Genomic DNA, 24,370 nt, shown 5'->3' with positions numbered 1-24,370 from the left:
GGCAATCGAGGAGATTCCCACGCTCCGCGCACTCCCAAACCCCGGCCCCCTCGCCGGGGGCATAAGCGTAATCATCCCGGCCTGGAATGAGCAGGACGCCGTGGGCGCGGCGGTGGCCTCGGCCCGGAGCGCGCCGGGAGCGGAGGTCTTGGTGGTGGACGGGGGCAGCCGCGACGACACGGCCCAGCGGGCCCGCGCGGCCGGGGCGCGGGTGATCCGCGCGGCCAAGGGACGGGCCGCCCAGATGAACGCCGGGGCGATCGCGGCCGGCGGCGAGATACTGTTGTTCCTGCACGCGGACAGCATTCTGCCGCCCGGCTGGCAACACGAGGTGCGCCGCGTCCTGGGCCTGCCCGGAGTGGCGGCCGGGGCCTTTCGCTTTCGCCTGGACCACCGCCCGGCCGGGCTCAGGTTCATCGAGCTGAGCGTGGCCGCCCGCTGCCGCCTGGCGGGCATGCCCTACGGCGACCAGGGCCTGTTCCTCACCCGCCGCGTGTTCCGGTGGGCGGGCGGTTTCCCGGAGCTGCCCATCATGGAAGACTGCGAGATGATCCGCCGCCTGCGGCCCCTGGGCCGGGTGGCGCTTTCCCCGGCCCCGGTCATCACCTCGGCCCGGCGCTGGCAGCGCCGCGGGGCCATCGCCACCACCGGGCTGAACTCGCTGGTGGTGGGAGCCTTTTACCTCGGATTCCCCCCCGCTTTCTTGCGCCGATTATACGATCGATTCTAAGCTGTTGCCGCCCTCCGGCGTCCCCTGAATGAATTTTGCTCACAAGCTCGGGCACGGGGTTGACACTGGAGGGGCGGATAGATACTAATTGTAGTGCAATTGAGGTTTTGCGGGCCCTGTCCGCCAGAAATCTGCGGGCCCCGTCCGCCAGAAAAACGGGAGAATAAATTGGCAAGTCCACGCACCGTTGAGGTGTCGGCAGTTGCCGACGCCGTGGCCCGCCTTTGCGGCGAGGCCAACCTATACCTACCCGAGGACGTGCGCCAGGCGTTCACCCGGGCCCAGACCGACGAGCCGTCGGCGGTGGGCCGGGAGGTCCTGGGCCGCCTTTTGGAAAACGCGGACATAGCCGCCGCGGAGAAGATGCCCATCTGCCAAGACTGCGGCCTGGCCGTGATCTTCGTGGATGTCGGACAGGACGTTCACCTGGTGGGGGGCGACCTCACCGAAGCGGTGAACGACGGCGTCCGGCGCGGCTATGAGGAAAACTATCTTCGCAAGAGTTCCTGTCACCCCTTCACCCGGGCCAACACCGGCGACAACACCCCGGCCATCGTGCACACCCGCATCGTGCCCGGCGACAAGGTGCACCTGTGGGTGGTGCCCAAGGGCGGGGGCAGCGAGAACATGTCCAAGGTGTTTTTGCTCACCCCGGCGGTGGGCCTGGCCGGCGTAAAGAAAGCGGTCATGGAGACCGTGGAGGCCGCCGGCCCCAACCCCTGCCCCCCCATCATCCTGGGGGTGGCCGTGGGCGGCACCTTCGACACCGCGGCCATGCGCGCCAAGCGCACCCTTTTGCGCGAGCTGGATTCGGTGAACCCCGACCCCGAGGCCGCCGAGCTGGAGCAGGTGCTGCTGGAGGACGTGAACACCCTGGGCATCGGCCCGGCCGGCCTGGGCGGGGCCACCACCTGCCTCAAGGTCTTTGTGGACATCGCGCCCTGTCACATCGCCAGCCTGCCGGTGGCGGTGAACATCCAGTGTCACGCCGCGCGCCACAAGGAGGCCGTGCTATGAGCGAGCTCATCAAGCTGAATCCGCCGCTCACCGACGAGGACGTGAGCTCCCTGGCCGCGGGCGACAAGGTGCTGGTCAGCGGCACCATCTACACCGGCCGCGACGCGGCCCACAAGCGCATCGTGGATGCCCTGGCCGCGGGCCAGGAGCCGCCCTTCCCCCTGGAAGGCGCCATGATCTTCTACGTGGGCCCCTCCCCGGCCCCTCCCGGCCGGGTCATCGGCGCGGCCGGCCCCACCACCAGCTACCGCATGGACGCCTACGCCCCCACCCTGATAAAGCAGGGGCTCAAGGCCATGATCGGCAAGGGCAAGCGCAACACCGAGGTCAAAAAGGCCATGATGGAGCACAAGGCGGTGTATTTGGCCGCCATCGGCGGGGCGGGCGCGCTCATGGCCCGCTGCATCAAGGAGGCCGAGGTCATCGCCTACCCCGAACTGGGCCCCGAGGCGGTGCGCCGCCTGGTGGTTGAAGACATGCCCCTTTTCGTAGTCAACGACGTGCACGGCGGCGACCTGTATGAGCAGGGACGCCTGACTTACGCGCGCTCCTAATCCATAACCGCCGCTGCCCCGGGCAGCGGGACATCAAGCGAGGCAAGAGCAATCATGAGTAGTAGCGTAGACACCGCTATATTCGTCAAACCCCCCAGCCGGGCGAGCGCCTATCTGGATTGGATCCAGATGCTCACCGGGGCCGGCCTGATCCTGTTCATGTGGAGCCACATGGTCCTGGTGGCCAGCGTGAACCTGGGCGCCAACGTGATGAACACCATCGCCCATTTCTTCGAGGCCACCTACATGGCCCAGGTGGGCGGGCCCCTCATCGGCGCCACCATGATCATTCACTTCATCCTGGCCGCCCGCAAGATCCCCTACACCAGCGACGCCCAGGGCGTCATCTGGCGCCACGCCCGGATGCTGCACCACACCGACACCTGGCTGTGGGTCGTCCAGGCGGTCACCGCCATGATCATCCTGATCATGGGCTCCATCCACATCTGGACCGTTCTGACCAACCTGCCCATCACCGCGGCCAAGAGCGCCATGCGGGTGCAGGGCGGCTTCTGGGGCGTGTTCTACCTGATCCTGCTGCCCTGCGTGGAGCTGCACGTGGGCATCGGCTTCTACCGCATCGCGGTGAAGTGGGGCTTCATCAAGCGGGCCACCCGCAAGGGCTTCCACCGGTTCGAGAACATCTGGACCGGGGTGTTTATCCTCATCGGCTTGATCACCATCATTCGGCTGTGGACCCTGCCGATTGCGGGCAATTAGGGAGGAGACACCATGGAACACGAAACTTTCTACACTGATCTTCTCTGCGTGGGCGCCGGACTGGCCGGCGAGCGCGTGGCCATCGAGGCCGCCGCGGCCGGGTTCGACGCCATCCTCCTGAGCCTGGTGCCCGCCCGGCGCTCCCACTCCTGCGCGGCCGAGGGCGGCATGCAGGCGGCGCTGGGCAACTGCGCCATGGGCGAGGGCGACAGCCCGGACGTGCACTTCGCCGACACGGTGAAGGGCTCGGACTGGGGCTGCGACCAGGAATGCGCCCGCATCTTCGCCGACACCGCGCCCATCGCGGTGCGCGAGGCGGCCCACTGGGGCATGCCTTGGAACCGCGTGGTGGCCGGCAAGGCCAAGTACTGGAAGGGCGGCGAGGAGTTCGAGGCCGAGGAGAAGAAAGAGAAGCACGGCCTGATCACCGCCCGCGCCTTCGGCGGCACCGCCAAATGGCGCACCTGCTACACCGCCGACGGCACCGGCCACACCCTGCTCTACACCCTGGACAATAAGATCACCTCCTTGGGCGTGCACGTGCACGACCGGGTGGAGGCGATCAGCCTGATCCACGACGGCGAAAACTGCATGGGCTGCGTGGCCCGCGACCTGAAGACCGGCAAGCTCCGGGTCTACCTGGCCAAGGCCACCCTCATCGCCACCGGCGGCTACGGCCGGCTCTACTCCGAGACCACCAACACGGTGATCAACGAGGGCGGCGGCCACATCATCGCCCTGGACACCGGCCTGGTGCCCTTCGGCAACCCCGAGGCGGTGCAGTTCCATCCTACCGGCGTGGTGCCCACCAACATCCTGGTGACCGAGGGTTGCCGGGGCGACGGCGGCACCTTGTTGGACGTGGACGAGAAGCGCTTCATGGACAAGTACGAGCCGGCCAAGGCCGAGCTCGCCTCCCGCGACGTGGTTAGCCGCTGGATGATGTATCACATCGCCCAGGGCAAGGGCGTGCCCTCCCCCTACGGCGACCATCTCTGGCTGGACATCCGCCACCTGGGCGAGAAGCACATCACCACCAAGCTGCGCGAGGTATACGACCTCTGCCGCCACTTCCTGGGGGTCAACCCCATCACCCAGCTCATCCCGGTGCGCCCGGCCCAGCACTACTCCATGGGCGGGGTGCGCACCAACAGCGACGGCGCGGCCTACGGGCTCAAGGGCCTGTTCTCGGCCGGCGAGAGCTCCTGCTGGGACATGCACGGCTTCAACCGCCTGGGCGGCAACTCCCTGGCCGAGACCATCGTGGCCGGCCGCCACGTGGGCATCAAGGTGGCCGAGTTCCTCAAGGGAGCCGAAGTCACCTTCAAGACCGAGCTGGCCACCCAGGCCCTGGCGGCCGACGCCGAGCGCATCGAGCGCCTGGTGCGCGGCGCGGACGGCAATGAGAACGTCTACGCCATCAAGGACGCCATGCAGCAGGTCATGATGGACAAGGTGGGCATCTTCCGCAACGGCGACGATCTGCAAGCCGCGGTGGACACCCTGCGCGAGATCTACGCCAAGGCTTTGAAGATCGGGCTCAAGTCCAACGGCATCGGGGCCAACCCCGAGCTGGCCCTGGCGCTCAAGATGCCGGGCATGGTGCGCCTGGCCATCTGCGTGGCCTACGGCGCCCAGATGCGCACCGAGAGCCGCGGCTGTCATGCCCGCGACGACTACCCCGCGCGCAACGACCGTGACTGGCTCAACCGCACCCTGGCCTACTGGACCGACCTGGAGGCGGACTTGCCCGAGCTCAAGTACGAGCCGTCCACCCAGGTCATGTACCTGCCGCCGGGTGACCGCGGCTATGGCAAGACCGAGATCATTCCCATGGACGCGCCGAAAGAGGACTAGCCATGAGCAGGACGCTTAAATTCAACATATTCCGTTTCAACCCCGAGGACCCCAACTCGGTTCCTCATACCGACACCTTCACCCTTGAGGAGACCCCCAGCCTCACCCTGTTTATCGCGCTCAACAAGATCCGCGAAGAGCAGGACCCGTCCTTGATCTTCGACTTCGCCTGCCGCATGGCCATCTGCGGCTCCTGCGGCATGATCATCAACGGGCGGCCGGGCCTGGCCTGCAAGACCCTGACCTCCGAGCTGCCCACCGAGATCACCCTCATGCCCCTGCCGGTGTTCAAGCTGGTGGGCGACCTGTCGGTGGACACGGGCACCTGGTTCCGCGAGACCAACACCAAGATCGAGTCCTGGATCCACAACGACCAGGACTTCGATGCCCAGGCCATCGAGGAACGCATGGAGAACGACCTGGCCAACGCCATCTTCGAGTTGGAGCGTTGCATCGAGTGCGGCTGCTGCGTGGCTTCCTGCGGCACGGCCAACATGCGCCCTGACTTCGTGGGTGCCTTTGCCCTGAACCGTATCGCGCGCTTCATCATGGACCCGCGCGACCAGCGCACCAACTCCGAATACTTCGAGGTGGTGGGCAACGACCAGGGCGTGTTCGGCTGCATGGGCCTGTTGGCCTGCGAGGACGTCTGCCCCCGCGAGATCCCCCTGCAAGACCAGTTGGGCATCCTGCGCCGCAAGATGGCCTTCCAGGGCCTCAAGAACCTGTTCAAGCCCAAAGTGACCGGCCGCGAGCGCCGCTTCTAGGGCCTGACGCGATCAGCCAAGGGGCCGCCCAGCCGGGCGGCCCCTTTTTTACGCCCCGGCCCAGGCCCACCGTGGGGTTTTGTGTTTGACAGCCTTAGCGGGACTGGTCTAGCCTTGTTAATGTAAAAACTACTGAAACCGGGCGTTTGGCTGTAGGCCGCTCGTCCGGGACGCGGGAGAGCGGCACTTGGCCGGACAAACGCCCATCAAGCTCGTATTCTCACCAGATGTCATCCAGCGCCGGGTGCAGGCCATCGCCGCCCAGGTGGCCGAGGACTACGCGGACACCGAGCCCGTGGTGGTGGGGGTGCTCAAGGGCTGCTTCATCTTCATGAGCGACCTGGTGCGCCGCCTGGACCTGCCTCTGGAGATCGACTTCGTGCGCCTGTCCTCCTACGGCTCCTCGGACACCTCCAGCGGCAGGGTGGAGATGACCACCCCGCCCGGCATATCCCTGGAAGGGCGGCCGGTCCTGGTGGTGGAGGACATCGTGGACACCGGGCTGACCCTGTCCTGGCTCAAGGAGTACCTCATGTCCCTGGGCCCCAGTTCGGTCAGGTTCTGCGTGCTGGTGGACAAGGCCGAGCGGCGCGAGGTGGAGTTCGACGCCGATTACGTGGGCTTCCACGTGCCCGGCGGCTTCTTGGTGGGTTATGGCCTGGACTACGACGAACGCTATCGTTTCTTGCCGGGCATATATGAGATAACTGACTGCAATCTCGATTGATACGCTTATGATGGTTCATTGCCACACCTGCGGTACCGACTTCAAGCTGGACGAGACCAAGATTCCGTCCGAAGGCGCATGGGTGCGCTGCGGCATCTGCGGCGAGGTGTTCCAGGTGTTCCCGCCGGACCAGGATGCCCCGCCCGCCCAGGAAGAGCCCGCCGAGGCCGAGCAGCCCTCCGAAGAGCCCGAGCCCCCGGCCGAGGCCCTTGCGGAGGCTCCGGGCATGGGCGAGGACGCCCCGCGCCAACCCGCGCCCGAGGCCGGGGAACCCGAGAGCGGCGAGGCTCAATCCGAAGCCGCCTTTGAAGCCGAGACCCTGGAGATGGACCCCGGCGAGGTGCGCATCGAGGCGGAGGAAGCGGTGGAGGAGCAGGCTCCCGACTGGACCCCGCCCCAGCCCGATCCGACCCACGGGCCGCCCCGGCTGGGCGCTCTGGACCTCACCCAGGTAAAGAGCGCGGACGCGGGCCTGGCCCGGGAGCGGGCCGACTTCGGCCTGGAGGAGCGCCCGGTGGAGGCGGAGCGCCCGCCCCGGGGCCCCTTGTTCAAACTGGTGTTCTGGCTCATCGGCATCGTGCTCCTGGCCGCCATAACCGCCCTGGGCACGGTGGTGGTGATGGCCCGCCTGGGCGTGGGCCATGAGGTGGTGGACCAGGTGGCCGCCTGGCCTGGCATGTCCTCGCTCATCGGCCGTGGCGACGGCCTGCCCGCCAATGCGGGCAGCACCATGGCCCGGGTGCCGCGCCTGAGCCTGGTGGAGGTGAAAAGCTTCCTGCAAGACAACGAGACCGCGGGCAAGATCTTCGTGATCCAGGGCAAGGTGGCCAACAACCACAACCGTCCCCTGCGCTCGGTACTGGTGCAGGGCACCCTGCGCAACGCCACGGGCAAGGTGGTCAAGCGGGCCAGCTCCTACGCGGGCAGCGTGTTCACCCCGGCGGAGCTCAAGTTCATGAGCCTGGGGGTGATCGAGCGCCGCCTGGCCAGCGACCTGGGCCTGGACGGACGGCCCTACGTGGCCGCGCCGGGCGAGTCCCTGCCTTTCATGATCGTGGCCGCCAACCTGCCCAAGGAGGGGCTCCAGTTTACCGCCGAGGTGATCGGCTCCGAGCCGCTGGCCGTCAAGCCGGTGTTGCGGTAGCCGCCTTGCCCATCTCCTCCTCCGCCCCGCCCAAACGGGCGAGTGGGTTCTCCAAAATATGGCTGGGCATCGCCGGCGGCGTCGGGGTGATCGTCATGGGCACCCTGGGCTACCGCTTCCTGGAGAACTACACCTGGCTGGAAGCCATTTACATGACCGTGATCACCGTGACCACGGTGGGCTTCGGCGAGGTGCACCCTCTGGGCACCCAGGGCCGTATCTTCACCATGATTCTCATGCTCACCGGCGTGGGCACCATCTTTTACCTGCTCACCGCCTTCGCCCAGTTCGTGGTGGAGGGCAAGCTCAGGCAGGTCATGGGGAGGCGAAGCTTGGAACGCGCCATCCGCTCCATAAAAGATCATTACATCGTCTGCGGCTACGGGCGCATCGGCGCCCTGGTCACCGAGATGATCAAGGAATCGGGCCGCGAGGTGGTGGTGATCGACGACAAGGATGAGGTCACTCGCCGCCTGGAGGCCGAGGGCATCAACTACGTGCTGGGCTCGGCCACCGAGGACGAGAGTCTGTTGGCCGCGGGGGTGGAGCGGGCCAAGGGCCTCATCGCCACGGTGAGCTCCGACGCGGACAACGTGTACATCGTGCTCACCGCCAAGGACATGCGGCCCGACCTGTTCATCATCGCGCGGGCCACCGAGCCGGGCAGCGAGCGCAAGCTCAAGCACGCCGGGGCCGACAAGGTGGTGAGCCCCTACTTCATCGGCGCGCGGCGCATGGCCCAGACCGTGCTGCGCCCCTCGGTGGCCGATTTCATCGACCTGACCTTCCACAGCACCACAGAGCAGCCCCTGCGCATGGAGGAGCTGACCGTGGGGCCCCAGGCCTCCCTGGCCGGGGTGAGCCTCAAGGACTCGGGCATCCGCCAGAAGCTGGACCTGATCGTCCTGGCCGTGAAAAAGCCCGACGGGTCCATGCGCTTCAACCCGCCCGCCGATACGGTGGTGGAGGTTGGCGACACCCTCATCGCCATGGGGCCGGGCACTTCCATGAGCAAGCTGAGCAAGATCCTAAAGGGCGAGTCGGCCTAGGCCGGGCCCGAGCAAAAAACAAAAAGTCAGGAATAGGCATGGCGGCTGTGGGGCTGCGGGGAGGGGTGCGTCCATGGGCAGGTAAAGAACAAGAAGTTTGGAAGGTGAAGAATAAAGGGAAAGCGCTGGGGCGGGCGGTTTGGGCGGCAGCGATTTAGTGACGCGGGAGCGGGGTGTCACCGGGCGGCGGTGTGATCGGCGTCTGATGGCGGTACTAAGCGGAGCGAAGCTGGCCTGAGGCCAGCGCGGGTCTGACCGGACGCGGGCGGCAGAAACCATAACACCCGCTCCTGTTGCCCCCGACAGCTTGCCTGTCGGGGCCGCCTCGCCCCACGAGGCGGCAAGAAATCCCCCGAGCCCCAACCTGCTGGCGCGCTTCTTGTGCCGCCGCGCTGGCACCGGTGCAGCCGGGAGGGAGCAAATTTGACAAGAAGAGGTTTTAAAAAAAAGCATGGGGGGCAGTTGGGAAGCTGGTGCCTTGATGTCGTTATGCCGAGCCGCAGGGACGGAAGGCTCTCACCGGGCATGATGATCGGTGTCTAGCGGCGGCCGGACCTGATGTGGACGGGATGGCCGCACCAAACGCTTCCCTCTGACGGCTCTCCCCCTCTTCCTTTACCCGCCTCTTCTTCTTTTGCTTCTTCGCCCTCCCCCGCTCAACCCCACAAAAGTATGACCACCGCCCCGCCCACCATGAGCCCACCGGCCAAGAGATGCTGGCCCAGGCGCGCCTCCTTGAGGAACACCCCGCCATAGGCCACGGCCATGAGAATGCTAAGGCGCTTTACCGCGATCATGTAGGCGGCCGGGGCCATGGACAGGGCCCAGTAGTGGCAGATAACCATGGCCACGGTGCTCAGGCCCACGCCGGCCACGCCCCAAGGCCGCCTCAGCCAGTCCCAGCCCAGTCTGCCGGCCACGCCCATGCCCGCTACCACCAGGATCGCCAGCACCGAGGGGTACACCCCGGCCATGAACCAGGGGCTCGATCCCAACATGGCGTTCTTGCACATGGTCAGGGTGTAGGCATAGAGCAGGCTGGTAAGCAGGATCATCCAGGAGCCCTTTTCCCGGAAGATGGCCCGAATTGGCTGGCTCCAGCCGCCTTGGCCGATGGTGTGCAGGTTCAGGGTGTAGGCCCCGATCACCACCAAGACGATGCCCCCCAGGCCCCAGCCGTCCAGGGACTCGCCCAGCACCAGGAAGCCGATCACCGCCACGAATAGCGGCGTAAAGGACAAGAACGGCAGGCTCAGGGCCAGGGGCGAGGCCTGGATGGCCCGGTTGTAGAGATACAAGGCCAAAATCTCGGCGGGCAGGGCCAGGGCCACGGACCAGTAGAACTGGGGCTTGATGGGCGGGATGGGGGCCAGCAAGAGCAGGGCCAGCCCGGCGGGCAGCAGGCCCGAGAGGCGCACCAGGATCATCTGGCCCACCGGCAGGTCGGAGAAGTTGCGCTTGAGCAGGAAGTCGGAGGTGGCCAGAAAAAAGGCCGCGCCCACAGCCAGCCAAAACCAGCTCATGGGCGCGCCAAACCGAAGTGCCTGGGATGTGCGGCCAGGCAGCCGGCGATCAAGGGCCTACTCTTCCTTGGGCAGGATACGCACCTGCATCAGGCCCTCCAGGGCCTTGGCGAACTTCTGGGCGTCGTTCTCGTCGCCCACGATGGCCCCGTAGTGCATGGGGATGGCCAGCTTGGGGCCGATGGCCTGAGCCGCGCGCACCGCCTCGTCGGCGGTCATCACGTAGGTGCCGCTCACCGGCAACAAGGCCACGTCCACCAGCAGGTGGTCCATCTCCGGGATGTAGTCGGTGTCCCCGGCGTGGTAGATCTTCACCCCGTCCACCGTGACGATGAAGCCCAGCCACTCCTTGCCCCGGGGATGGAACTCCTTGTCCAGGTTGTAGGCGGGCACGGTGTTGACCTTGATCTTGCCCAGCTTCACTTCCTGGCCCGGCACCAGGGATTTCACCTTGCCGGTGAGCTTGCCCGCGCTGTCGGACTCGGTGAGGATCACCGTGTTCTCGCCCTGGATCTTGGCGATGTCCTCGGGCACGCAGTGGTCGAAGTGGTCGTGGCTCACCAGAATCAGGGCGGCCTCGGGCCCCTCTTTTATCTCATAGGGGTCGAAGTAGATGGCGCCCTGGCTGGTGTCCAGGCGAAAGCTGTCGTGACCCAGCCAGTGCAGGCCCTCCACCACTTTGTCGATGGCGGCTTGGTCGGCCATGGTTCCTCCCTTGTCGAATTGTCGCGGCGGAGTCTAGTCCGCGGCCAGCACCACCCGGTGGTTGACCAGGGACATGGACTTTATGCGGCCGGCCAGGGTCTTCTGTTCGCCGTAGATGGAAACCAGCCGGAGCTTGCCGTCGTCGGTGGGCTCGATCAGGTCCACGTCGGACAGATACAGCTCTTCCTCGCCGGCATTGTTCAGAATATAGGCGGTTGCTTCACACATTGGAAATCATCTCCTTGAGGCGGACCCCCACGATGTGATCCACCTGATGGGGCAGAGGTTCGCGTATGACGCTGGCCACTTCCACGTTTTCCTGGGTGAGGGGCAAAAGGAATTTCTTGGCCTTGCAGGACGCCACCTCCGCGGCCACCTTGGGGGTGATCTCGCCCATCATGGCGTTGGCCAGCACGATGCTTATGGGGCCGATGATCACGTCGGCGTCTTGGATGCTCCAGATGATGGCGTTTTCGCCGGTGGCGCCCCGGTTGGCGCCGGCCTTCATCATCTGAGCGGTGGCTATGGCGTTGCTGCCCAAGGCCAAAACCTGGACCTGCTCGCCGAATTCATCTTTCAGGCGGCGGATGATCACGCTGCCGATTCCGCCGCCCTGTCCGTCGATAACGCAGATGCGCAAGGTTGCCTCCTTGATTAAATGAGAATACACTGAGCTACATCTGCTAGCAAGCCTGCCAAAGGGGAGTTGTCCATGCGCGTCGAGGTTGGGGAAAAAAACAAATGACCAGCGGCGGGCTAGGCTTGGTGTTGGGCGGCTACCTTTTGGGCGCGATCCCCTTCGGGCTCCTGGTGGCCCGGCTGTTCGGCGGGGTGGACCCCCGGCGGGGCGGCTCGGGCAACATCGGGGCCACCAACGTCTCGCGCCAGGCGGGCAAGGCCGCCGGGATCATCACCCTGGCCCTGGACGTGGCCAAGGGCGCGGTGCCCACCGCCCTGGCGGTGGACATGCTCACCCCGGCCTGGGCCGCGGCCGTGGGCGTGGCCGCCTTTGTGGGCCATTGCTGGCCCATCTATCTGCGTTTCAAGGGCGGCAAGGGCGTGGCCACCTTTTTGGGCGCCCTGTTGGGCCTGGCCCCCTGGGCGGCCCTAGCCTCGGGCCTGGCCCTCATCGCGGTGGCCCTGATCAGCCGCCACATGTCCCTGGGCTCCATGGTGGGCGGGGTCAGCTCGGTGTTCTGGCTGTGGCTCTTCGGCGCGCCGGTGGCCTACATGGCAGCGGCCAGCCTCATGAGCCTGATGATCATTTACAAGCATCGGGAGAATATCGTCCGTCTGAGAGCTGGGCAGGAGCACGGCTGGCGCTAGGCGGCCATACAGGAAGCGCTAGTCTTACGCGACGCGCCCATCCATAAAAAACGATCTTTTTTAAGATGTCTTGAAAAAGTAGGGAAAAACAAAACGCGATTGATTTGGCGAAACGGTTACTAGTCTAGGTCAATCTTCTTGGCTTTTTCGCCATAAAATTCTTTTTCGTAATCCCTCAGCCCCTGCCCTTCCGCTACTCGAAGACGCCCGGCTAATTCATTGAGCTGAGCCATCCAGGGTCCCGCTTTGAACGCGCTAACACCAAACACACGCCAACTATCATATCCATCCGAGAGCTGCAGAGAGACGTCTAGGTGCATCACCATTGCATCGGCCACCCACATACGTAGATCGCCCGTCTCAAAGTCGTCGTCTGTGTAATTTTTGCGGATCTCCAACGCCATCTGGTATGTATCTCCGTCCCAAGTCCAGCCCAGCGACTTGCCCCCCAGAGCACCGTGCTCGCGTCTAGGTATTTGGCCACCGTCAAGCCCATCGACCGGAATCGGTGTCTGCCAATCGTCGCGCTCCGACTTCGATGGCCAGTGCCACATTATCCGGAGGATAGAGCAGGCTGCCTCACCGACGCCGCTCTCGATTACAAGTTGGCGTGCCTTTTCGAGATGCTCTTTGATTGGTCGCATCTCTTCATAATGTGCCTGCTCCACAGCTTGACGCTCCCGCTCCCACCGCTCATGCGCTTCTATAGCCTCTTTGGCGAAGCGCTCGTCCTCGTTCGTCGACTCCACTGGTGGCAGCAGGTTTGATTTGCGATCCATCCGTCCCCACCCTTCTCAACATTTGTTTTTGGCTGCTGCAGGATATCAGCTGAGAACTTTCTTCTATCATTTTAACCATAAAACTCTCGCTATTTTCATTTACGGCCCTGCCTGCTTTACAGTCTTCCCTTTCTGCGGGCCTTCTTGCGCTGCCCCTTGGGCAGGCGCTTGGCGGGCCCCTTCTTTTTGGTGCTGAAGTCCCAGCCCTCGTCCTCTTCCACGCCCAGGCCCGCACCGCCCAGGGCCACCTCCAGCAGGCGGTCGCCGAACTCCTCGGACGAGAGCACCACCGCGCCGTGCACCCGGCAGCGCCCGGCCAGCTCGCGGTCGCTGGTCACCACGGTTAGCCCGTTGCCCTCCTGGGCGGCCATGGCCGCGATGACGTCGTCGGCCGAGCGCTCGGCCCCGGAGAACTTCACCGGCACCCCGGCCGCCCGGGTGGCCGTGCCACCGGGCTCCAGGCCGCCGTCGAAAATCACGCTTATCTTGTGGGGCCGCCGTTTGCGGTAGAGCCGCAGGGCCTCGATGAGCGCCTCGCGCCCCTGGCCTTGATCCGAGGCAAAGGCCAGCTCGGGAATGGTGTGGATGAGGTTGTAGCCGTCGATTACCAGGCGCATGGAACTAGGAGGAAAGCATTTCCAGCAGGCGTTCCAGTTCCTTGTTGGAGGAGAAGCGGATGGTGATGGAGCCCTTCTTGCCCTTGCGCTTTATCTCCACCGGCGCGCCCAGGCGGTAGCGCAGGTCCTCGGCCAGGCTGCCCAAGTGCACCTCTTCCTGGGTGGGCGGCTTGGGCGGGGCCGGAGCGGCGCTCATCTTCTTGACCAGCGCCTCGGCCGCGCGCACCGACAGGCCTTTGGCCACGATCTCGTCGCGGGCTATGCGCATGGCCTGCTCGTTGCCCAGCGAGAGCAGGGCCCGGGCGTGGCCGGCGCTCATCAGGCCGGTGGCCAGGTCCTTTTGCAGCTCGGGCGGCAGCTTCAACAGACGCAGGCTGTTGGCCACGGTGGAGCGGTCGCGCCCCACGCCAGAGGCGATGTCCTCCTGGCTCAGCTCGAACTCGGCGGTCAGGCGGCGGTAGGCGTGGGCCTCTTCCAGGGGGTTCAGATCCTCGCGCTGGAGGTTTTCCAACAGGGCCAACAGAAGCGCCTGTTGGTCCGTGGCCCGGCGCACCACCACCGGCACCGCAAGGAGCCCGGCCATCTGGCTGGCGCGCAGGCGGCGCTCGCCGGCGATGACCTGGTAGCCGCCGTCCACCGGCCGGACCACCAGGGGCTGGAGTACGCCGTGCTCGGCGATGGAGTCGGACAGGGCCTCGAGGGCGTCCTTGTCGAACAGGCGGCGCGGCTGATAGGGGTTGGGCTCCAGGCGCTCCAGGGGCAGCTCCACCACCCGCTCGCCGGGCCCCGGCTCGTTGGCCAGCCCGCCGTCGGGGTAATCGTCATCGCCCAAAAGAGCGGCCAGGCCGCGCCCCAGGGCCGGGGCCTTGCGGCGTTGGGGCTTTTTCTTTTCCTCGAAATTCTCGCTCATGCCGCCCTGCCCTCGGCCGGAGCGCCGCTGCCGCGCGGACCGGCTATGACCTCATCGGCCAGTTGCTGATAACTCTGGGCCCCGGCGCAGCGGGGGTCGTACAACAGCGCCGGCAGGCCGTGGCTGGGCGCTTCGGAAAGGCGCACATTGCGCGGCACCACCGTCTCGTAGACCATGTCCTTGAAATGCCCCCGCACGTCCTCGGTCACCTGATGGGAGAGGTTGTTGCGGCCGTCGAACATGGTCAGGAGGATGCCCTCCAGGCGCATGGACGGGTTGAGGGTGCGCCGCACCCGGGCGATGGTGTGCAAAAGCTGGGTCAGCCCCTCCAGGGCGTAATACTCGGTCTGCAAGGGGACCAGAACCCCCTGGCAGGCGGTGAGCGCGTTGAGGGTGAGTAGCCCCAGGGAAGGCGGGCAGTCCAGCAAGATGAAGCGGTAGCGGTGGGCCAGGGGGGCCAGGGCCTCACCCAAGAGGCGCTCGCGGCCGGGCCGTCCGGCCAGCTCCACCTCGGCCCCGAAGAGGTTCACGTCCGAGCCCAGCAGGTGCAGGTGCTCCAGGTCGGTGGAGCGCACCGCCTGCTCGGCGGTGGCCTGGCCGATCATCACGTGATACAGGGTCTTGCCGTCGGGCTCGATCTCCACGCCCAGGCCGCTGGTGGCGTTGCCCTGGGGGTCGCAGTCCACCAGCAGGACGGGCTGGCCGGCCACGGCCAGGCTGGCGGCCAGGTTGACCGCCGTGGTGGTCTTGCCCACCCCGCCCTTCTGATTGGCAATGGTAATGATCCGGCCCATGACCTACCACGTTAGCTGGCTCGCGCCTGTGTATCAAGCCCCAATCCGGCGGGCTTCCTCCCGGCGGGGCGGCGGCGCCCCGCTCTCGGTTACCCGGCTAGCGCTTGCGGCGCTTCTTGCCGGATTTCTTGCCCTTGCGCTTGCGGGCGCTGGCCTGCTTGGCCGCGCTCACCGGCACGGCCGGCGAGGCGGCCTCCACCACCGGCTCGGGCCTCGGCTGGGCCGCGGGCCGGGGGCGGCGGCGGGTGAACACCGTGTCGCCCTCGGGCAGCAGCAGCAGGATGGGGCTGGCCACGAAGATGGAGGAATAGGTTCCCACCACCACGCCTATCAACAGGGCCAGGGCAAAGTCCTGGATCACCCCGCCGCCGAGCACGTAGAGGCTCAACAGCACCACCAGGGTGGTGCCCGAGGTGAGGATGGTGCGGCTCAGGGTCTGGTTCACCGAGGCGTTGATGATCTCGCCCAGCTCCAGCTTGCCCGGCCGCTTCAGGTTCTCGCGGATGCGGTCGTAGACGATGATGGTGTCGTTGAGCGAGTAACCGATGATGGTCAGCAGGGCAGCCACCGTGGCCAGGGTGAATTCCTTGTCCAGCAAGCTGAACACGCCCACGGTGATGAGCACGTCGTGGATCAGGGCCACGATGGCTCCCAAGGCGTAGCGCAGCTTCAGAAGCCAGCACAACGCCACCGTGACGATCAAGGCGGTTAAGATCAGCAGAACCGTTCCGCCGCCTTGGCTGCCTCCCGCGGCCCCGATGAGCGCCTCCACCAGCAGGGTGGCGCCCACCAGCACCGCGGCCATTACCGCGGCCAGGCCCCACTTCTGCTCGAAGCGGCCGGAGATGTACACCACGATCAAGAGGATGGCGTAGAAAATGGCCAGCAAGGCCTTCTCACGCAGGTCGGCCCCCACCTTGGGGCCCACCATCTCCACCCGGCGCACCTCCACCTTGCCTTCGCCGTAGGTCTTGGCCAGGGTCTGGCGCACCCGGTCCGAGAGGCCTTGCAGCTTGAGCCCCTGGTTCTCGTCGCGGATGAGGAACTCCTTGCGCCCCTCTCCGCCGAAGCTCTGCACCATGGCCTGGTTCATGCCCAGGGGCGCCAGCGCCTTCTTGATGGCCGCCGCGTCGGTGCTCTCGGTGAAACGCACCTGCACCAGAATGCCGCCGGCGAAGTCGATGCCCAGGTTGGGGCCGCCGTGGGCAAACAGGCTCACCACCGTGGCCAGGATCAGCAGGCCGCTGAGGATGAACGCCTTGAAGCGCTGCCCAACGAAATTGATATTTACGTCCGGTTTAATGAATTCCATGGGTGCTCCGGGTTGGGCAAACCTAGATCAGGAGTTTCTTGGGCCTGAACTGGTGCAGATAAAGGTCGAACAACAGCCGGGTGAAGGTAATGGCCGTGAACAGGGAGCTGGCGATACCTATGGACAAGGTGACCGCGAAGCCCCTGATGGGCCCGGTCCCGAACTGGAACAGCACCAGGGCGGCGATCAGGGTGGTTATGTTGGCGTCCAGAATGGTGAGCGTCGCCTTGCCGTAACCGGCTTCCACCGCCGCGAAAGGCGTCTTGCCCATCCTGAGCTCCTCGCGCACCCTCTCGAAGATCAGCACGTTGGCGTCCACCGCCATGCCGATGGTGAGGATGATGCCCGCGATGCCCGGCAGGGTCAGGGTGGCCTGGAAAGCGGCCAGGGCGGCGGTGATCAGCACCAGGTTGAGCAACAGGGCCAGGTCGGCCACCACCCCGCCAAGGCGGTAGTAGATCAGGATGAACAACACCACCAGCAGGAAGCCCACCGCCATGGAGGTGATGCCCTGGTTGATGGAGTCGCGGCCCAGGCTGGGGCCCACGGTCCTTTCCTCGAGGATCCTGACCGGAGCCGGCAGGGCGCCGGAGCGCAGCACCACCGCCAGGTCGCGGGCCTCTTCCATGGAGAAGTCGCCGGTGATGCGCGCCTCGCCGCCGGTGATGGCTTCTTGAATCACCGGAGCGGACTGCACCTTGCCGTCCAGGACGATGGCCAGGCGCTTCTTCACGTTGCGGCTGGTCACGTCGGCGAACTGGCGGGCCCCGCGGCTGTCAAAGGAGATGGACACGTAGGGCTCGTTGTATTGCGAGTCGATCTGCACTCGCGCGTCGGTGATGTTGGCCCCGGTCATGGCCACGCGGCGGTGCACCACGATGGGGTCCTTGCTGGTGCGGCCGGTGGCCCGGTCGCGGCGGTAGACGTACAACAGCTCGTCGCCCGGCGGCAGGGTGGCCTTGGTCACCGTGGCCGGGTTGGCCGATTCGTCCACCAGCTTGAACTCCAGCTGAGCGGTCTTGCCGATGAGGGCCACCGCGCGCTGGGGGTCCTTGATGCCCGGGAGCTGGATCAGGATGCGCCCGTCGGCCTGTGGCAGAATCTCCGGCTCGCTAACACCGAACTGGTCCACGCGGTTGCGGATCGTCTCCAGGGCCTGGGTGGAGGCCTGCTCGGCGATGTGCTTGATCGCCGCGGCGCTGAGCTGGAGAGTCATGGCGATCTTGCCGTCGCTCAGGGTGCGGGCCGAAGCCACCTTGTAGTCCGGGTAGCTCTGCTTGATCAGGTCTTCCAACTTGGCCCGGTCGTTTTCGTGCAGCAAGGTGATGGCGATCTTGTTGCCCGGCTCGGTCTGGGGCCGGATGGCGCGGATTTTATCCTCGTGCATCCTGCGCACCAGCTCCTGGCTGGTCCGTTCCACCGCGGCTTCCACCGCCTTGGCGGTCTCCACCTCGAGGATGAGGTGCATGCCGCCCTGGAGGTCGAGCCCCAGGTGGATCTTGTCGGCGGGCAGGTAGTTGGTCCACCAACTGGGCAGCTTGCCGCCCAGGGTGGGCACCAAATACAACAAGGCCAGGATGATGACCACCCCCACCAGGGTGGCTTTCATGGCGAAGTTCTTAGGCAAGGTCCGCTCCTAACGCATGAACCCCCCGCGCCCGGCGGGCGCCGGCGCGGGGAAAGGGAACTGTGGACTGACCGCTACTTCTTGGGCGGCTGGGGCGGAGGAGTATCGCCGCCGGCCACGCCGGCCACGTGCCCCCGGCTGACCTTGATGCGCACCTGGGGAGCGATCTCGATGGTCAGGGTGGTGTCGTCCAGGCCGGTGATGCGCCCGTAGATGCCGCCGTTGGTCAGCACCTTGTCGCCCTTGCGCAGGTTGGCCAACAACTCCTTGTGGGCCTTGGCCTTCTTCTGCTGGGGACGGATGAGCAGGAAGTAGAAGATCACGAACATCAGAACCAGCATGGGGATGGGGCCGGAGAGCAGGCCGCCCAGTCCGCCGGCGCTTTCGCCGCCGCCAGATTTGCCGCCAGCGGACATCGCCCAGGCTACCCCGGTGTTGAAAAGGTCGAACATCGTTTCCTCCCTAGGTTAAGGCTGCCCGCGCCTGGCCGGAGGGCTCCAGCCCCGCCAGAATCTCGCGGGCATAGCTTTGGTATCTGTTTTCAGCGATGGCCTTCCTCAGGCCGGCCATCAGATTCAGAATGTAGTGCAGATTGTGGATGGTATTCAAGCGATAAGCCAACAACTCGCGCGCATTGAACAGGTGCCGCAAATAACCCCGGCTGAAACGCCGGCAGGCGAGGCACTCGCAGCCCTCCTCTATGGGGGCCGGGTCGTCCTTGAAGCGGCTGTTCTTCAGGTTCAGGCGACCCCGCGCGGTTAGCAGGGTGCCGTTGCGCGCCATGCGGGTAGGCAACACGCAGTCGAACAGGTCCACCCCCAGCCCGGCGCAGCGCACCAGGTCCGCGGGCTCCCCCACTCCCATGAGGTACACCGGTTTGTCTGCCGGTAGTTGGGGCACGGTCTGCTCGATTACCTCCATCATCCGTTCCTTGGGCTCGCCCACGCTCAGGCCGCCCAGGGCGTAGCCATCCAGGTCCAGGGAGCAGAGCAACTCCACGGACATGCTTCGCAGGTCACTATACACCCCACCCTGCACAATGCCCAGCAGGGCCCCACCCTTTTCGCTGCGCGCGGACAGGGCGCGGGCCGCCCATCGGGCGTCGCGGGCCAGGGATTTCTCCAGGTATTCCCGGGGCGATCCCGGCGGGGGACACTCGTCGAGCATCATCATCAGGTCCGAGCCCAGGCCCTCCTGGGCCTCGACCACCGTCTCCGGGGTCAGGCGCAGCAGGGCGCCGTCCAGATGGGAGCGGAAGCTCACCCCCTCCTCGTCCAGGTTGCACAGGCCGCTCAGGGAAAACACCTGAAACCCGCCGCTGTCGGTGAGGATGGGGCCGGGCCAGTCCATGAAGCCGTGCAGCCCGCCCAGGGCGCGCACTGTCTCCACCCCGGGCCGGATCATCAGATGATAGGTGTTGCCCAGGATCATGTCCGCGCCCAGGGCCGAGACTTCTTCGGGCAAGAGCCCCTTGACCGTGCCCTGGGTGCCCACGGGCATGAAGGCGGGCAAGCGCACCGGCCCTTTGCGGGTAGTCAACACCCCCGTGCGGGCCTTGCCGTCGCGGGCGCTTATGTCGACGCTCAGGCGGCCCATCTCACACCACCAGCATGGCGTCGCCGTAGCTGTAGAAGCGGTAGCCCCGCTCCATGGCCTCGGCATAGGCGGCCAGCAGCCTCTCGCGCCCGGCCAGGGCGGCCACCAGCATGAGCAAGGTGGTGCGGGGCAAATGGAAATTGGTGATGATGCCGTCGGCCGCGCGGAACTGGTGCCCCGGCGCGATCAGAAGCTCGCACCAGCCCTCCCCGGCCTGGGGCACGCCTCCCGGCCCGGCCTTGAACTCCAAGGCCCGGAGGCTGGTGGTGCCCACGGCGATGACCCGCCCTCCGCGCTTTTTGGCCGCGGCCACGGCTTGGCTGGCCTCTTCGGGCACCCGCACCCACTCGGCGTGCAGACGCCCCGCAGCCAGGTCGGCCGGGTCGGGCTCGGCAAAGGTGCCGTAGCCCACGTGCAGGGTCAGGCGGGTGTGCTCGATGCCCCGGCGGGCCAGCGCGGCCAAGAGAGCCTGGCTCAGGTGCAGGCCGGCGGTGGGCGCGGCCACCGCTCCGGGATGAGCGGCATAAACGGTCTGGTAGCGGCCCTGGTCCTGGGAGTCCGGCCCATCGGGCCGCTTGATGTAAGGCGGCAGGGGCGTGGCCCCCCGCCCGGCGGCCAGAGCCAGGGCCGGGGCCGGGAACTCCACCAGGGTCTTGCCCCGCTCGCCCTTGCCCAGAACCCTCAGCTCCATCTCGGGCTCGCCGGGCAGGATCAGGCGCGCCCCTTCCTTGATGGGCCTATGGGAGCGCATCAGGCACTGGTGCAGCTCGCGGCCGTCCGCCTCCCGGCGCTGGGGCTGGGCCGGCGAAAGGAGCAGTAACTCCACCTTGCCGCCGGTGGGCTTCATGGCGCTCAGGCGGGCGGGAACCACCTGGGTGTCGTTGAGCACCAAGAGGTCGCCGGGCCTGAGAAGCTTGGTCAGCGCGGCCACCTTGTGGTGGCCCACCGCGCCGCCGTCCCGGGGCAGGCTCATCAGCCGGGCCATGACCCGGCGGCGGGCCGGGCTTTGGGCGATCATCTCCGGCGGCAGGCTATAATCGTAGGCTGCCGGGTCGGAGGCTGAGCCAGGGTATGGGCGGCTGGTCTGGGGCATGGGTCCCGTGGAGTGGTTTGCAAACAATCCGCCGGGTGTTTTCCCGGCAATTCAACTGGTTATCCCGGCCTCTCGGGCGCGGGCTCCGCTCAAAGTCGAACTATGAATAATATTGCGCGGACCGGGCCTTGTCAAGCTCGGCTATCGGGGGCAACTGCTTGATTCCCGTGGCAATGAGGCTTTTTGCTTGACAGAGGGCCGCTTGCCAAACAACCATAGGCAGGTGTTATCGCCGCCCAAGCGGGCGCCCCCATAAAACCAATAGCCGGAGCGGGCTGATGGCCATTTACGTAAAGTGCAAAACCGAGGGCTGCGACAACGAGATCCTGGCCCCGGAGTACGCCCAGACCCCCATGGAAAAACTGGAAGACGCCCTGCACAAGCAGAACTACTACCTCTGCAACAAGTGCGGCAAGGTGAACCCCTACCTGGCGGAGGACCACTACGAGAAGTAGCGGGGCCTGAATTCGGGAAAAGGGGATGTCCCAGCTGGGGCCGCCCCTTTCGCTTTTGGGGATCAGCGCTTGCGCTTGTCCATGTTGCCCACGGCGCGCATTCCCAGGTTGGCCAAAAAGCGCAGGAACTCGATGAGGAACAGGCCCGCCACCACCAGGGCCACCACCGAGAGCAGACGGGGCAGGAAGTTCTCCCAGTCCCACTCGTTGCCCGAGAACAGGCCCTCCTCCTCGAACAGCCAGGACAGCAGGTTGCCGTACTGGTTGCGGTTTATGCCCCGCCGCCGGGCCTCCTTCTCCAGCAGGCCGATCACGTCTCCCTTGGCCTGGCCGGGGAACATTAGGCGCAAGAGCACCGGGATGCCGGGGTCGGGCAGCTTGTGGGGAGAGATGCGGCTCATCTTCTGATAGACCGCTTCCCGGATGCGCTGCACCTGCTTGATGCTTATGTCGCGGTAGGTCAGGAACAGCTGGGCCGAAAGCACCGGCAGGATGGTGCTGGTGTCGCGCTCGAACTTGACCAGCTTCAGCCAGGCCTCGTCGCGAACCAGCTCGGCGGTGATCAGGGGGAATTCATCGAGGTCGATGTAGAGGTCCCAGCCTAGGCCGCGGATGAAGGGCTCGTCCGAGAAGTCGTCGAACCGCACCGCCTGGTACTTGACGTCGCTCTCTACCAGACTGCTGCTGGAAAAGGGAAAGGCCCCGGCGGGGCACGCCGTCAAGCCTGACCATAACATCACCAGCAGTAACGCCGGAATCAGGCGAAACTTCAAGCTGAATTCCTCCTCACCAGCAGCGCGGACCCAGCGCCGTACACTTAGTAATATATCACCGTGGCGCTGGTCAAACCAACAACTTGCCCACCTCCGCCCGGGGCGGCGGCTCCCCTTCTTGACACAACGGGGCCCATGGCTTAGCGTGCCCCAAGCGGCTAACTTTTCCGGGAGGGTTCCGTGGTCCAGATGATCAAGGATTTCGACTGGCGCCAGCCGTCCAATTTCCTGGCGGTGGCCATGGCCGCGGCCCTCAAACCCAGGCAATTTTTCAGGCAAATGGGCAACCGGGGCGACCTGGCCAGCCCCATCGCCTTTCTGCTCCTGGTGCACCTGACCACCTGGGCGGGCACCCTGGTGGCGGCGGTGCTCATCCAGGGCCTGCCCGTGGCCCCCGTGGCCCACGGCCTGGTGCAGAACCTGTTGAAGGTTCTGATCTTCGCGGTTTTCTTCTACGTGGTGGGCCACCACATCATGCGCAACCCCTACCCCCTCAGCGGGTTCCTGCGCATATACGCCTATGCCTCCGGCATCTGGGTGGTCACCACCCTGGCCCCTTTCCTGCCCCTGAGCATAAGCATGCCCCTGACCGTGATCCTGGCCTTCTACGTATTGTTCCTGCTGTTCGCCGGCCTGCGGGACGCGGCCGAGATGTCCCCCCCCCTGGCGGCGGGGGTGTTGGTCTTGTCGGTGGTGGGAATGGTGCTCCTGATGTACCTGATCACCCCTGCCCAGGTGACCGTGCCGCCTAGTGGCCCGGGAAGCGTTCCCGGATCGCACGCTCCAGCCGGGGCCGGTAGATAAGGTCGAAGGTCTCCAACTTTTCTGGAAAGAGCCTCTCGGCCAGGCGGCGCACCCGCCGGGCCAGGGCCAGCGCCTCCTCGCGCTCCATGACCCGGCTCTGGGCGATGGCGGCCAGGGCGCCGTCCACCGCCTTGGCCAAAAGCTTGGCGTGCATCTTCTCCAGAGCCGCCGCTGTAGCACCCATTCGCATGATGTACTAAGATAGCAGCATTCATCCTCCCTGTCGCTGGAGTTGTTCTTGGGCAAGGCGCGAAACATCAAGTGGCTAGTGGCGTTGTTAGTAGTGGCAGCTCTGGCGGTGGGGGTCTGGCAATGGTGGCCCCAAGCCACCCCCGAAGCCCAGATTAAAGGACAGCCCTTCCAGGTGAAGCAGGGCACCATCCGCCGCCTGGTGGTCTCCACCGGCACGGTCAAGCCCCAGGTGGGGGCCGAGGTCAAGGTGGGCGCCCGGGTCAGCGGCCGGGTGGAAAAGCTCTTGGTCAGCATCGGTCAGGAGGTCAAGGCCGGCCAGGTGGTGGCCGTGTTGGAGCATGAGGACCTCCAGGCCAAGCTCAACCAGGCCGGCGCCGAGCTCAACGCGACCAAGGCCAAGCTGGTGCGCATCCAGACCACCGGCCCCCGCGAAGTGGCCCGCGCCCAGGCCGAGCTTACCGAGGCCAAGGCCACCGCCGATTTGGCCAACCTCAGCTTCAAGCGTCAGGAGAAGATGCGCTCCACCGACCTGGTGGCCCAGGACGCTCTGGACCAGGCCCGCGAGCGCCGCGCCGTGGCCGAGGCCCGCCTTACCGCGGCCAAGGCCAAGGCCATCCAGGTCAAGCACGGCTTCGAGCAGGACCTCAAGGTGGCCCAGGCCGAGCTCAACGCGGCCAAGGCCCGGGTGGTCACCGCCCAGGTCAGCCTGGACTATGCCACGGTGCGCGCGCCCATCGACGGAGTGGTCTCCAGCGTGAGCACCCAGGAGGGCGAGACCGTGGCCGCCAGCCTCAGCTCGCCCACCTTCATCAACATCGTGGACCTGAGCCGTTTGCAGGTGGACGACTTCGTGGACGAGACAGACATCGGCAAAGTGAAGGTGGGGCAATTTGCCTTTTTCACGGTGGATGCCTATCCCCACCGCAAGTTCATGGGCAAGGTGGAGTCGGTGCAACCCTCGGCCAAGATCGTGGACGACGTGGTGTACTACCCGGTCACTATAAAGATCATGGGCGAGTACCAAGGCCTGCTCAAGCCGGAGATGACCGCCACGGTGAGCATCATCAGCGGGGTGCGCAAGGATGTGCCCCTGGTGCCGCTCAAGGCGGTGCGCCGCAAGAAAGGCGCCACCCTGGTCTACCTGCAGCAGGACGGCCAGGTGAAGCCCACCCCGGTCAAGTTGGGCTGGAGCGAAAACGTGATGGTCCAGGTGATGGAGGGGCTCCAGCCGGGCCAGACCGTAATCCTGCCCAAGGGGACCGCCATGCCCAGTGCTCCCAAATCCAAGCACTGAGGCGG

Annotated in this window: 28 protein-coding genes; 13 read left to right on the top strand and 15 right to left on the bottom strand. The window is 65.9% G+C overall.

The annotated features are described in order from the left end of the window. Window positions 1-100 precede the first annotated feature (100 nt). From KQH53_17125 to KQH53_17085, 9 genes are all read left to right on the top strand, one after another. The gene (locus tag KQH53_17125) at window positions 101-730 is read left to right on the top strand and encodes a TIGR04283 family arsenosugar biosynthesis glycosyltransferase (protein MCB2228405.1); all 630 of its coding nucleotides are present in this window, start codon (window positions 101-103) and stop codon (window positions 728-730) included. A gap of 168 nt (window positions 731-898) precedes the next feature. After that, window positions 899-1,747: a fumarate hydratase gene (locus tag KQH53_17120; GenBank protein ID MCB2228404.1), complete on the top strand. Its 849-nt coding sequence runs from the start codon at window positions 899-901 to the stop codon at window positions 1,745-1,747. After that, window positions 1,744-2,301 carry a Fe-S-containing hydro-lyase gene (locus KQH53_17115; protein MCB2228403.1) on the top strand — a complete coding sequence of 186 codons (558 nt, stop codon included), beginning with the start codon at window positions 1,744-1,746 and terminating at the stop codon, window positions 2,299-2,301. The genes KQH53_17120 and KQH53_17115 overlap by 4 nt, the downstream gene beginning before the upstream one ends. A gap of 54 nt (window positions 2,302-2,355) precedes the next feature. After that, a complete protein-coding gene (locus tag KQH53_17110; protein ID MCB2228402.1) occupies window positions 2,356-3,021 on the top strand; it encodes a hypothetical protein in 666 nt (221 codons plus the stop codon). A 12-nt stretch (window positions 3,022-3,033) separates the two neighbouring features. After that, complete coding sequence (locus tag KQH53_17105; protein ID MCB2228401.1) at window positions 3,034-4,878, top strand: fumarate reductase flavoprotein subunit; 1,845 nt, start codon at window positions 3,034-3,036, stop codon at window positions 4,876-4,878. A 2-nt stretch (window positions 4,879-4,880) separates the two neighbouring features. Next, entirely contained in the window at window positions 4,881-5,645 is a 765-nt protein-coding gene (locus KQH53_17100; protein MCB2228400.1) for a fumarate reductase iron-sulfur subunit, read from the top strand. A 187-nt stretch (window positions 5,646-5,832) separates the two neighbouring features. Continuing rightward, window positions 5,833-6,372 (top strand): hypoxanthine phosphoribosyltransferase, encoded by a 540-nt coding sequence (gene hpt, locus KQH53_17095; GenBank protein MCB2228399.1) that lies wholly within the window; start codon window positions 5,833-5,835, stop codon window positions 6,370-6,372. A 7-nt stretch (window positions 6,373-6,379) separates the two neighbouring features. After that, window positions 6,380-7,516: a zinc-ribbon domain-containing protein gene (locus KQH53_17090; protein MCB2228398.1), complete on the top strand. Its 1,137-nt coding sequence runs from the start codon at window positions 6,380-6,382 to the stop codon at window positions 7,514-7,516. Between the two features lie 95 nt (window positions 7,517-7,611). Next, a complete protein-coding gene (locus tag KQH53_17085) occupies window positions 7,612-8,565 on the top strand; it encodes a potassium channel protein (GenBank protein ID MCB2228397.1) in 954 nt (317 codons plus the stop codon). Between the two features lie 656 nt (window positions 8,566-9,221). Here KQH53_17085 and KQH53_17080 read toward each other — a convergent pair. The 4 genes from KQH53_17080 to KQH53_17065 are packed head-to-tail and all read right to left on the bottom strand — an operon-like array spanning window position 9,222 to window position 11,433. Next, on the bottom strand, window positions 9,222-10,088 hold the full coding sequence (locus tag KQH53_17080) for a DMT family transporter (protein ID MCB2228396.1): 867 nt from the start codon (window positions 10,086-10,088) through the stop codon (window positions 9,222-9,224). 57 nt (window positions 10,089-10,145) lie between these two features. Then, window positions 10,146-10,793, bottom strand: a complete 648-nt coding sequence (locus KQH53_17075) for an MBL fold metallo-hydrolase (protein MCB2228395.1) — start codon at window positions 10,791-10,793, stop codon at window positions 10,146-10,148. A 33-nt stretch (window positions 10,794-10,826) separates the two neighbouring features. Continuing rightward, the gene (locus KQH53_17070; GenBank protein MCB2228394.1) at window positions 10,827-11,021 is read right to left on the bottom strand and encodes a CooT family nickel-binding protein; all 195 of its coding nucleotides are present in this window, start codon (window positions 11,019-11,021) and stop codon (window positions 10,827-10,829) included. Next, window positions 11,014-11,433 (bottom strand): DUF3842 family protein, encoded by a 420-nt coding sequence (locus KQH53_17065; protein ID MCB2228393.1) that lies wholly within the window; start codon window positions 11,431-11,433, stop codon window positions 11,014-11,016. Before KQH53_17065 ends, KQH53_17070 begins: the two co-directional genes overlap by 8 nt. 101 nt (window positions 11,434-11,534) lie before the next feature. On the opposite strand from KQH53_17065, the gene plsY reads away from it, so the two are divergent. After that, the gene (plsY, locus tag KQH53_17060) at window positions 11,535-12,119 is read left to right on the top strand and encodes a glycerol-3-phosphate 1-O-acyltransferase PlsY (protein ID MCB2228392.1); all 585 of its coding nucleotides are present in this window, start codon (window positions 11,535-11,537) and stop codon (window positions 12,117-12,119) included. Window positions 12,120-12,238: 119 nt separating this feature from the next. Here plsY and KQH53_17055 read toward each other — a convergent pair whose 3' ends face one another. From KQH53_17055 to queA, 9 genes are all read right to left on the bottom strand, one after another. Beyond that, window positions 12,239-12,898: a hypothetical protein gene (locus KQH53_17055; protein ID MCB2228391.1), complete on the bottom strand. Its 660-nt coding sequence runs from the start codon at window positions 12,896-12,898 to the stop codon at window positions 12,239-12,241. Window positions 12,899-13,014: 116 nt separating this feature from the next. Then, complete coding sequence (locus tag KQH53_17050; protein ID MCB2228390.1) at window positions 13,015-13,515, bottom strand: NYN domain-containing protein; 501 nt, start codon at window positions 13,513-13,515, stop codon at window positions 13,015-13,017. A 4-nt stretch (window positions 13,516-13,519) separates the two neighbouring features. After that, window positions 13,520-14,425, bottom strand: a complete 906-nt coding sequence (locus KQH53_17045; protein ID MCB2228389.1) for a ParB/RepB/Spo0J family partition protein — start codon at window positions 14,423-14,425, stop codon at window positions 13,520-13,522. After that, complete coding sequence (locus KQH53_17040; GenBank protein MCB2228388.1) at window positions 14,422-15,219, bottom strand: AAA family ATPase; 798 nt, start codon at window positions 15,217-15,219, stop codon at window positions 14,422-14,424. Before KQH53_17040 ends, KQH53_17045 begins: the two co-directional genes overlap by 4 nt. Window positions 15,220-15,316: 97 nt before the next feature. Further along, window positions 15,317-16,531, bottom strand: a complete 1,215-nt coding sequence (gene secF, locus KQH53_17035) for a protein translocase subunit SecF (GenBank protein MCB2228387.1) — start codon at window positions 16,529-16,531, stop codon at window positions 15,317-15,319. A gap of 22 nt (window positions 16,532-16,553) precedes the next feature. Then, on the bottom strand, window positions 16,554-18,158 hold the full coding sequence (gene secD / locus KQH53_17030; protein MCB2228386.1) for a protein translocase subunit SecD: 1,605 nt from the start codon (window positions 18,156-18,158) through the stop codon (window positions 16,554-16,556). 74 nt (window positions 18,159-18,232) lie between these two features. After that, on the bottom strand, window positions 18,233-18,574 hold the full coding sequence (gene yajC, locus KQH53_17025) for a preprotein translocase subunit YajC (GenBank protein MCB2228385.1): 342 nt from the start codon (window positions 18,572-18,574) through the stop codon (window positions 18,233-18,235). Between the two features lie 46 nt (window positions 18,575-18,620). Continuing rightward, window positions 18,621-19,754, bottom strand: coding sequence for a tRNA guanosine(34) transglycosylase Tgt (tgt, locus tag KQH53_17020; GenBank protein MCB2228384.1), 1,134 nt, complete (start codon window positions 19,752-19,754; stop codon window positions 18,621-18,623). A 1-nt stretch (window position 19,755) separates the two neighbouring features. Further along, window positions 19,756-20,772: a tRNA preQ1(34) S-adenosylmethionine ribosyltransferase-isomerase QueA gene (queA, locus tag KQH53_17015; GenBank protein ID MCB2228383.1), complete on the bottom strand. Its 1,017-nt coding sequence runs from the start codon at window positions 20,770-20,772 to the stop codon at window positions 19,756-19,758. Between the two features lie 353 nt (window positions 20,773-21,125). Between queA and KQH53_17010 the strand changes: the two genes are divergently transcribed. Further along, window positions 21,126-21,302 (top strand): hypothetical protein, encoded by a 177-nt coding sequence (locus KQH53_17010; protein MCB2228382.1) that lies wholly within the window; start codon window positions 21,126-21,128, stop codon window positions 21,300-21,302. 62 nt (window positions 21,303-21,364) lie between these two features. Here the strand turns inward: KQH53_17010 and KQH53_17005 are convergent, their stop codons facing one another. Further along, complete coding sequence (locus KQH53_17005) at window positions 21,365-22,075, bottom strand: hypothetical protein (GenBank protein MCB2228381.1); 711 nt, start codon at window positions 22,073-22,075, stop codon at window positions 21,365-21,367. A 180-nt stretch (window positions 22,076-22,255) separates the two neighbouring features. Between KQH53_17005 and KQH53_17000 the strand changes: the two genes are divergently transcribed. Next, on the top strand, window positions 22,256-22,879 hold the full coding sequence (locus tag KQH53_17000; protein MCB2228380.1) for a hypothetical protein: 624 nt from the start codon (window positions 22,256-22,258) through the stop codon (window positions 22,877-22,879). On the opposite strand, the gene KQH53_16995 is transcribed toward KQH53_17000, so the two are convergent. Next, window positions 22,824-23,033 (bottom strand): hypothetical protein, encoded by a 210-nt coding sequence (locus KQH53_16995; protein ID MCB2228379.1) that lies wholly within the window; start codon window positions 23,031-23,033, stop codon window positions 22,824-22,826. The two genes, KQH53_17000 and KQH53_16995, sit on opposite strands and share 56 nt — an antisense overlap. Window positions 23,034-23,117: 84 nt before the next feature. On the opposite strand from KQH53_16995, the gene KQH53_16990 reads away from it, so the two are divergent. Next, window positions 23,118-24,365: an efflux RND transporter periplasmic adaptor subunit gene (locus KQH53_16990; protein ID MCB2228378.1), complete on the top strand. Its 1,248-nt coding sequence runs from the start codon at window positions 23,118-23,120 to the stop codon at window positions 24,363-24,365. Window positions 24,366-24,370: the final 5 nt, after the last annotated feature.

The sequence above is a fragment of the Desulfarculaceae bacterium genome, assembly GCA_020444545.1.
GTDB lineage: Bacteria > Desulfobacterota > Desulfarculia > Desulfarculales > Desulfarculaceae > Desulfoferula.
The sequence above is the reverse complement of the archived record's forward strand: the minus strand, read 5'-3'. Positions and strand labels throughout refer to the sequence as shown.

What these genes read in the sequence shown, in the direction of transcription:
- KQH53_17115 (MCB2228403.1), top strand. Translation starts at nt 1,744, where the DNA reads ATGAGCGAGCTCATCAAGCTGAATCCGCCGCTCACCGACGAGGACGTG.
- KQH53_17110 (MCB2228402.1), top strand. Translation starts at nt 2,356, where the DNA reads ATGAGTAGTAGCGTAGACACCGCTATATTCGTCAAACCCCCCAGCCGG.
- KQH53_17105 (MCB2228401.1), top strand. Translation starts at nt 3,034, where the DNA reads ATGGAACACGAAACTTTCTACACTGATCTTCTCTGCGTGGGCGCCGGA.
- KQH53_17100 (MCB2228400.1), top strand. Translation starts at nt 4,881, where the DNA reads ATGAGCAGGACGCTTAAATTCAACATATTCCGTTTCAACCCCGAGGAC.
- KQH53_17090 (MCB2228398.1), top strand. Translation starts at nt 6,380, where the DNA reads ATGATGGTTCATTGCCACACCTGCGGTACCGACTTCAAGCTGGACGAG.
- KQH53_17085 (MCB2228397.1), top strand. Translation starts at nt 7,612, where the DNA reads ATGGGCACCCTGGGCTACCGCTTCCTGGAGAACTACACCTGGCTGGAA.
- KQH53_17080 (MCB2228396.1), bottom strand. Translation starts at nt 10,088, where the DNA reads ATGAGCTGGTTTTGGCTGGCTGTGGGCGCGGCCTTTTTTCTGGCCACC.
- KQH53_17075 (MCB2228395.1), bottom strand. Translation starts at nt 10,793, where the DNA reads ATGGCCGACCAAGCCGCCATCGACAAAGTGGTGGAGGGCCTGCACTGG.
- KQH53_17070 (MCB2228394.1), bottom strand. Translation starts at nt 11,021, where the DNA reads ATGTGTGAAGCAACCGCCTATATTCTGAACAATGCCGGCGAGGAAGAG.
- plsY (MCB2228392.1), top strand. Translation starts at nt 11,535, where the DNA reads ATGACCAGCGGCGGGCTAGGCTTGGTGTTGGGCGGCTACCTTTTGGGC.
- KQH53_17055 (MCB2228391.1), bottom strand. Translation starts at nt 12,898, where the DNA reads ATGGATCGCAAATCAAACCTGCTGCCACCAGTGGAGTCGACGAACGAG.
- KQH53_17050 (MCB2228390.1), bottom strand. Translation starts at nt 13,515, where the DNA reads ATGCGCCTGGTAATCGACGGCTACAACCTCATCCACACCATTCCCGAG.
- KQH53_17045 (MCB2228389.1), bottom strand. Translation starts at nt 14,425, where the DNA reads ATGAGCGAGAATTTCGAGGAAAAGAAAAAGCCCCAACGCCGCAAGGCC.
- KQH53_17040 (MCB2228388.1), bottom strand. Translation starts at nt 15,219, where the DNA reads ATGGGCCGGATCATTACCATTGCCAATCAGAAGGGCGGGGTGGGCAAG.
- secF (MCB2228387.1), bottom strand. Translation starts at nt 16,531, where the DNA reads ATGGAATTCATTAAACCGGACGTAAATATCAATTTCGTTGGGCAGCGC.
- yajC (MCB2228385.1), bottom strand. Translation starts at nt 18,574, where the DNA reads ATGTCCGCTGGCGGCAAATCTGGCGGCGGCGAAAGCGCCGGCGGACTG.
- tgt (MCB2228384.1), bottom strand. Translation starts at nt 19,754, where the DNA reads ATGGGCCGCCTGAGCGTCGACATAAGCGCCCGCGACGGCAAGGCCCGC.
- queA (MCB2228383.1), bottom strand. Translation starts at nt 20,772, where the DNA reads ATGATCGCCCAAAGCCCGGCCCGCCGCCGGGTCATGGCCCGGCTGATG.
- KQH53_17010 (MCB2228382.1), top strand. Translation starts at nt 21,126, where the DNA reads ATGGCCATTTACGTAAAGTGCAAAACCGAGGGCTGCGACAACGAGATC.
- KQH53_16995 (MCB2228379.1), bottom strand. Translation starts at nt 23,033, where the DNA reads ATGCACGCCAAGCTTTTGGCCAAGGCGGTGGACGGCGCCCTGGCCGCC.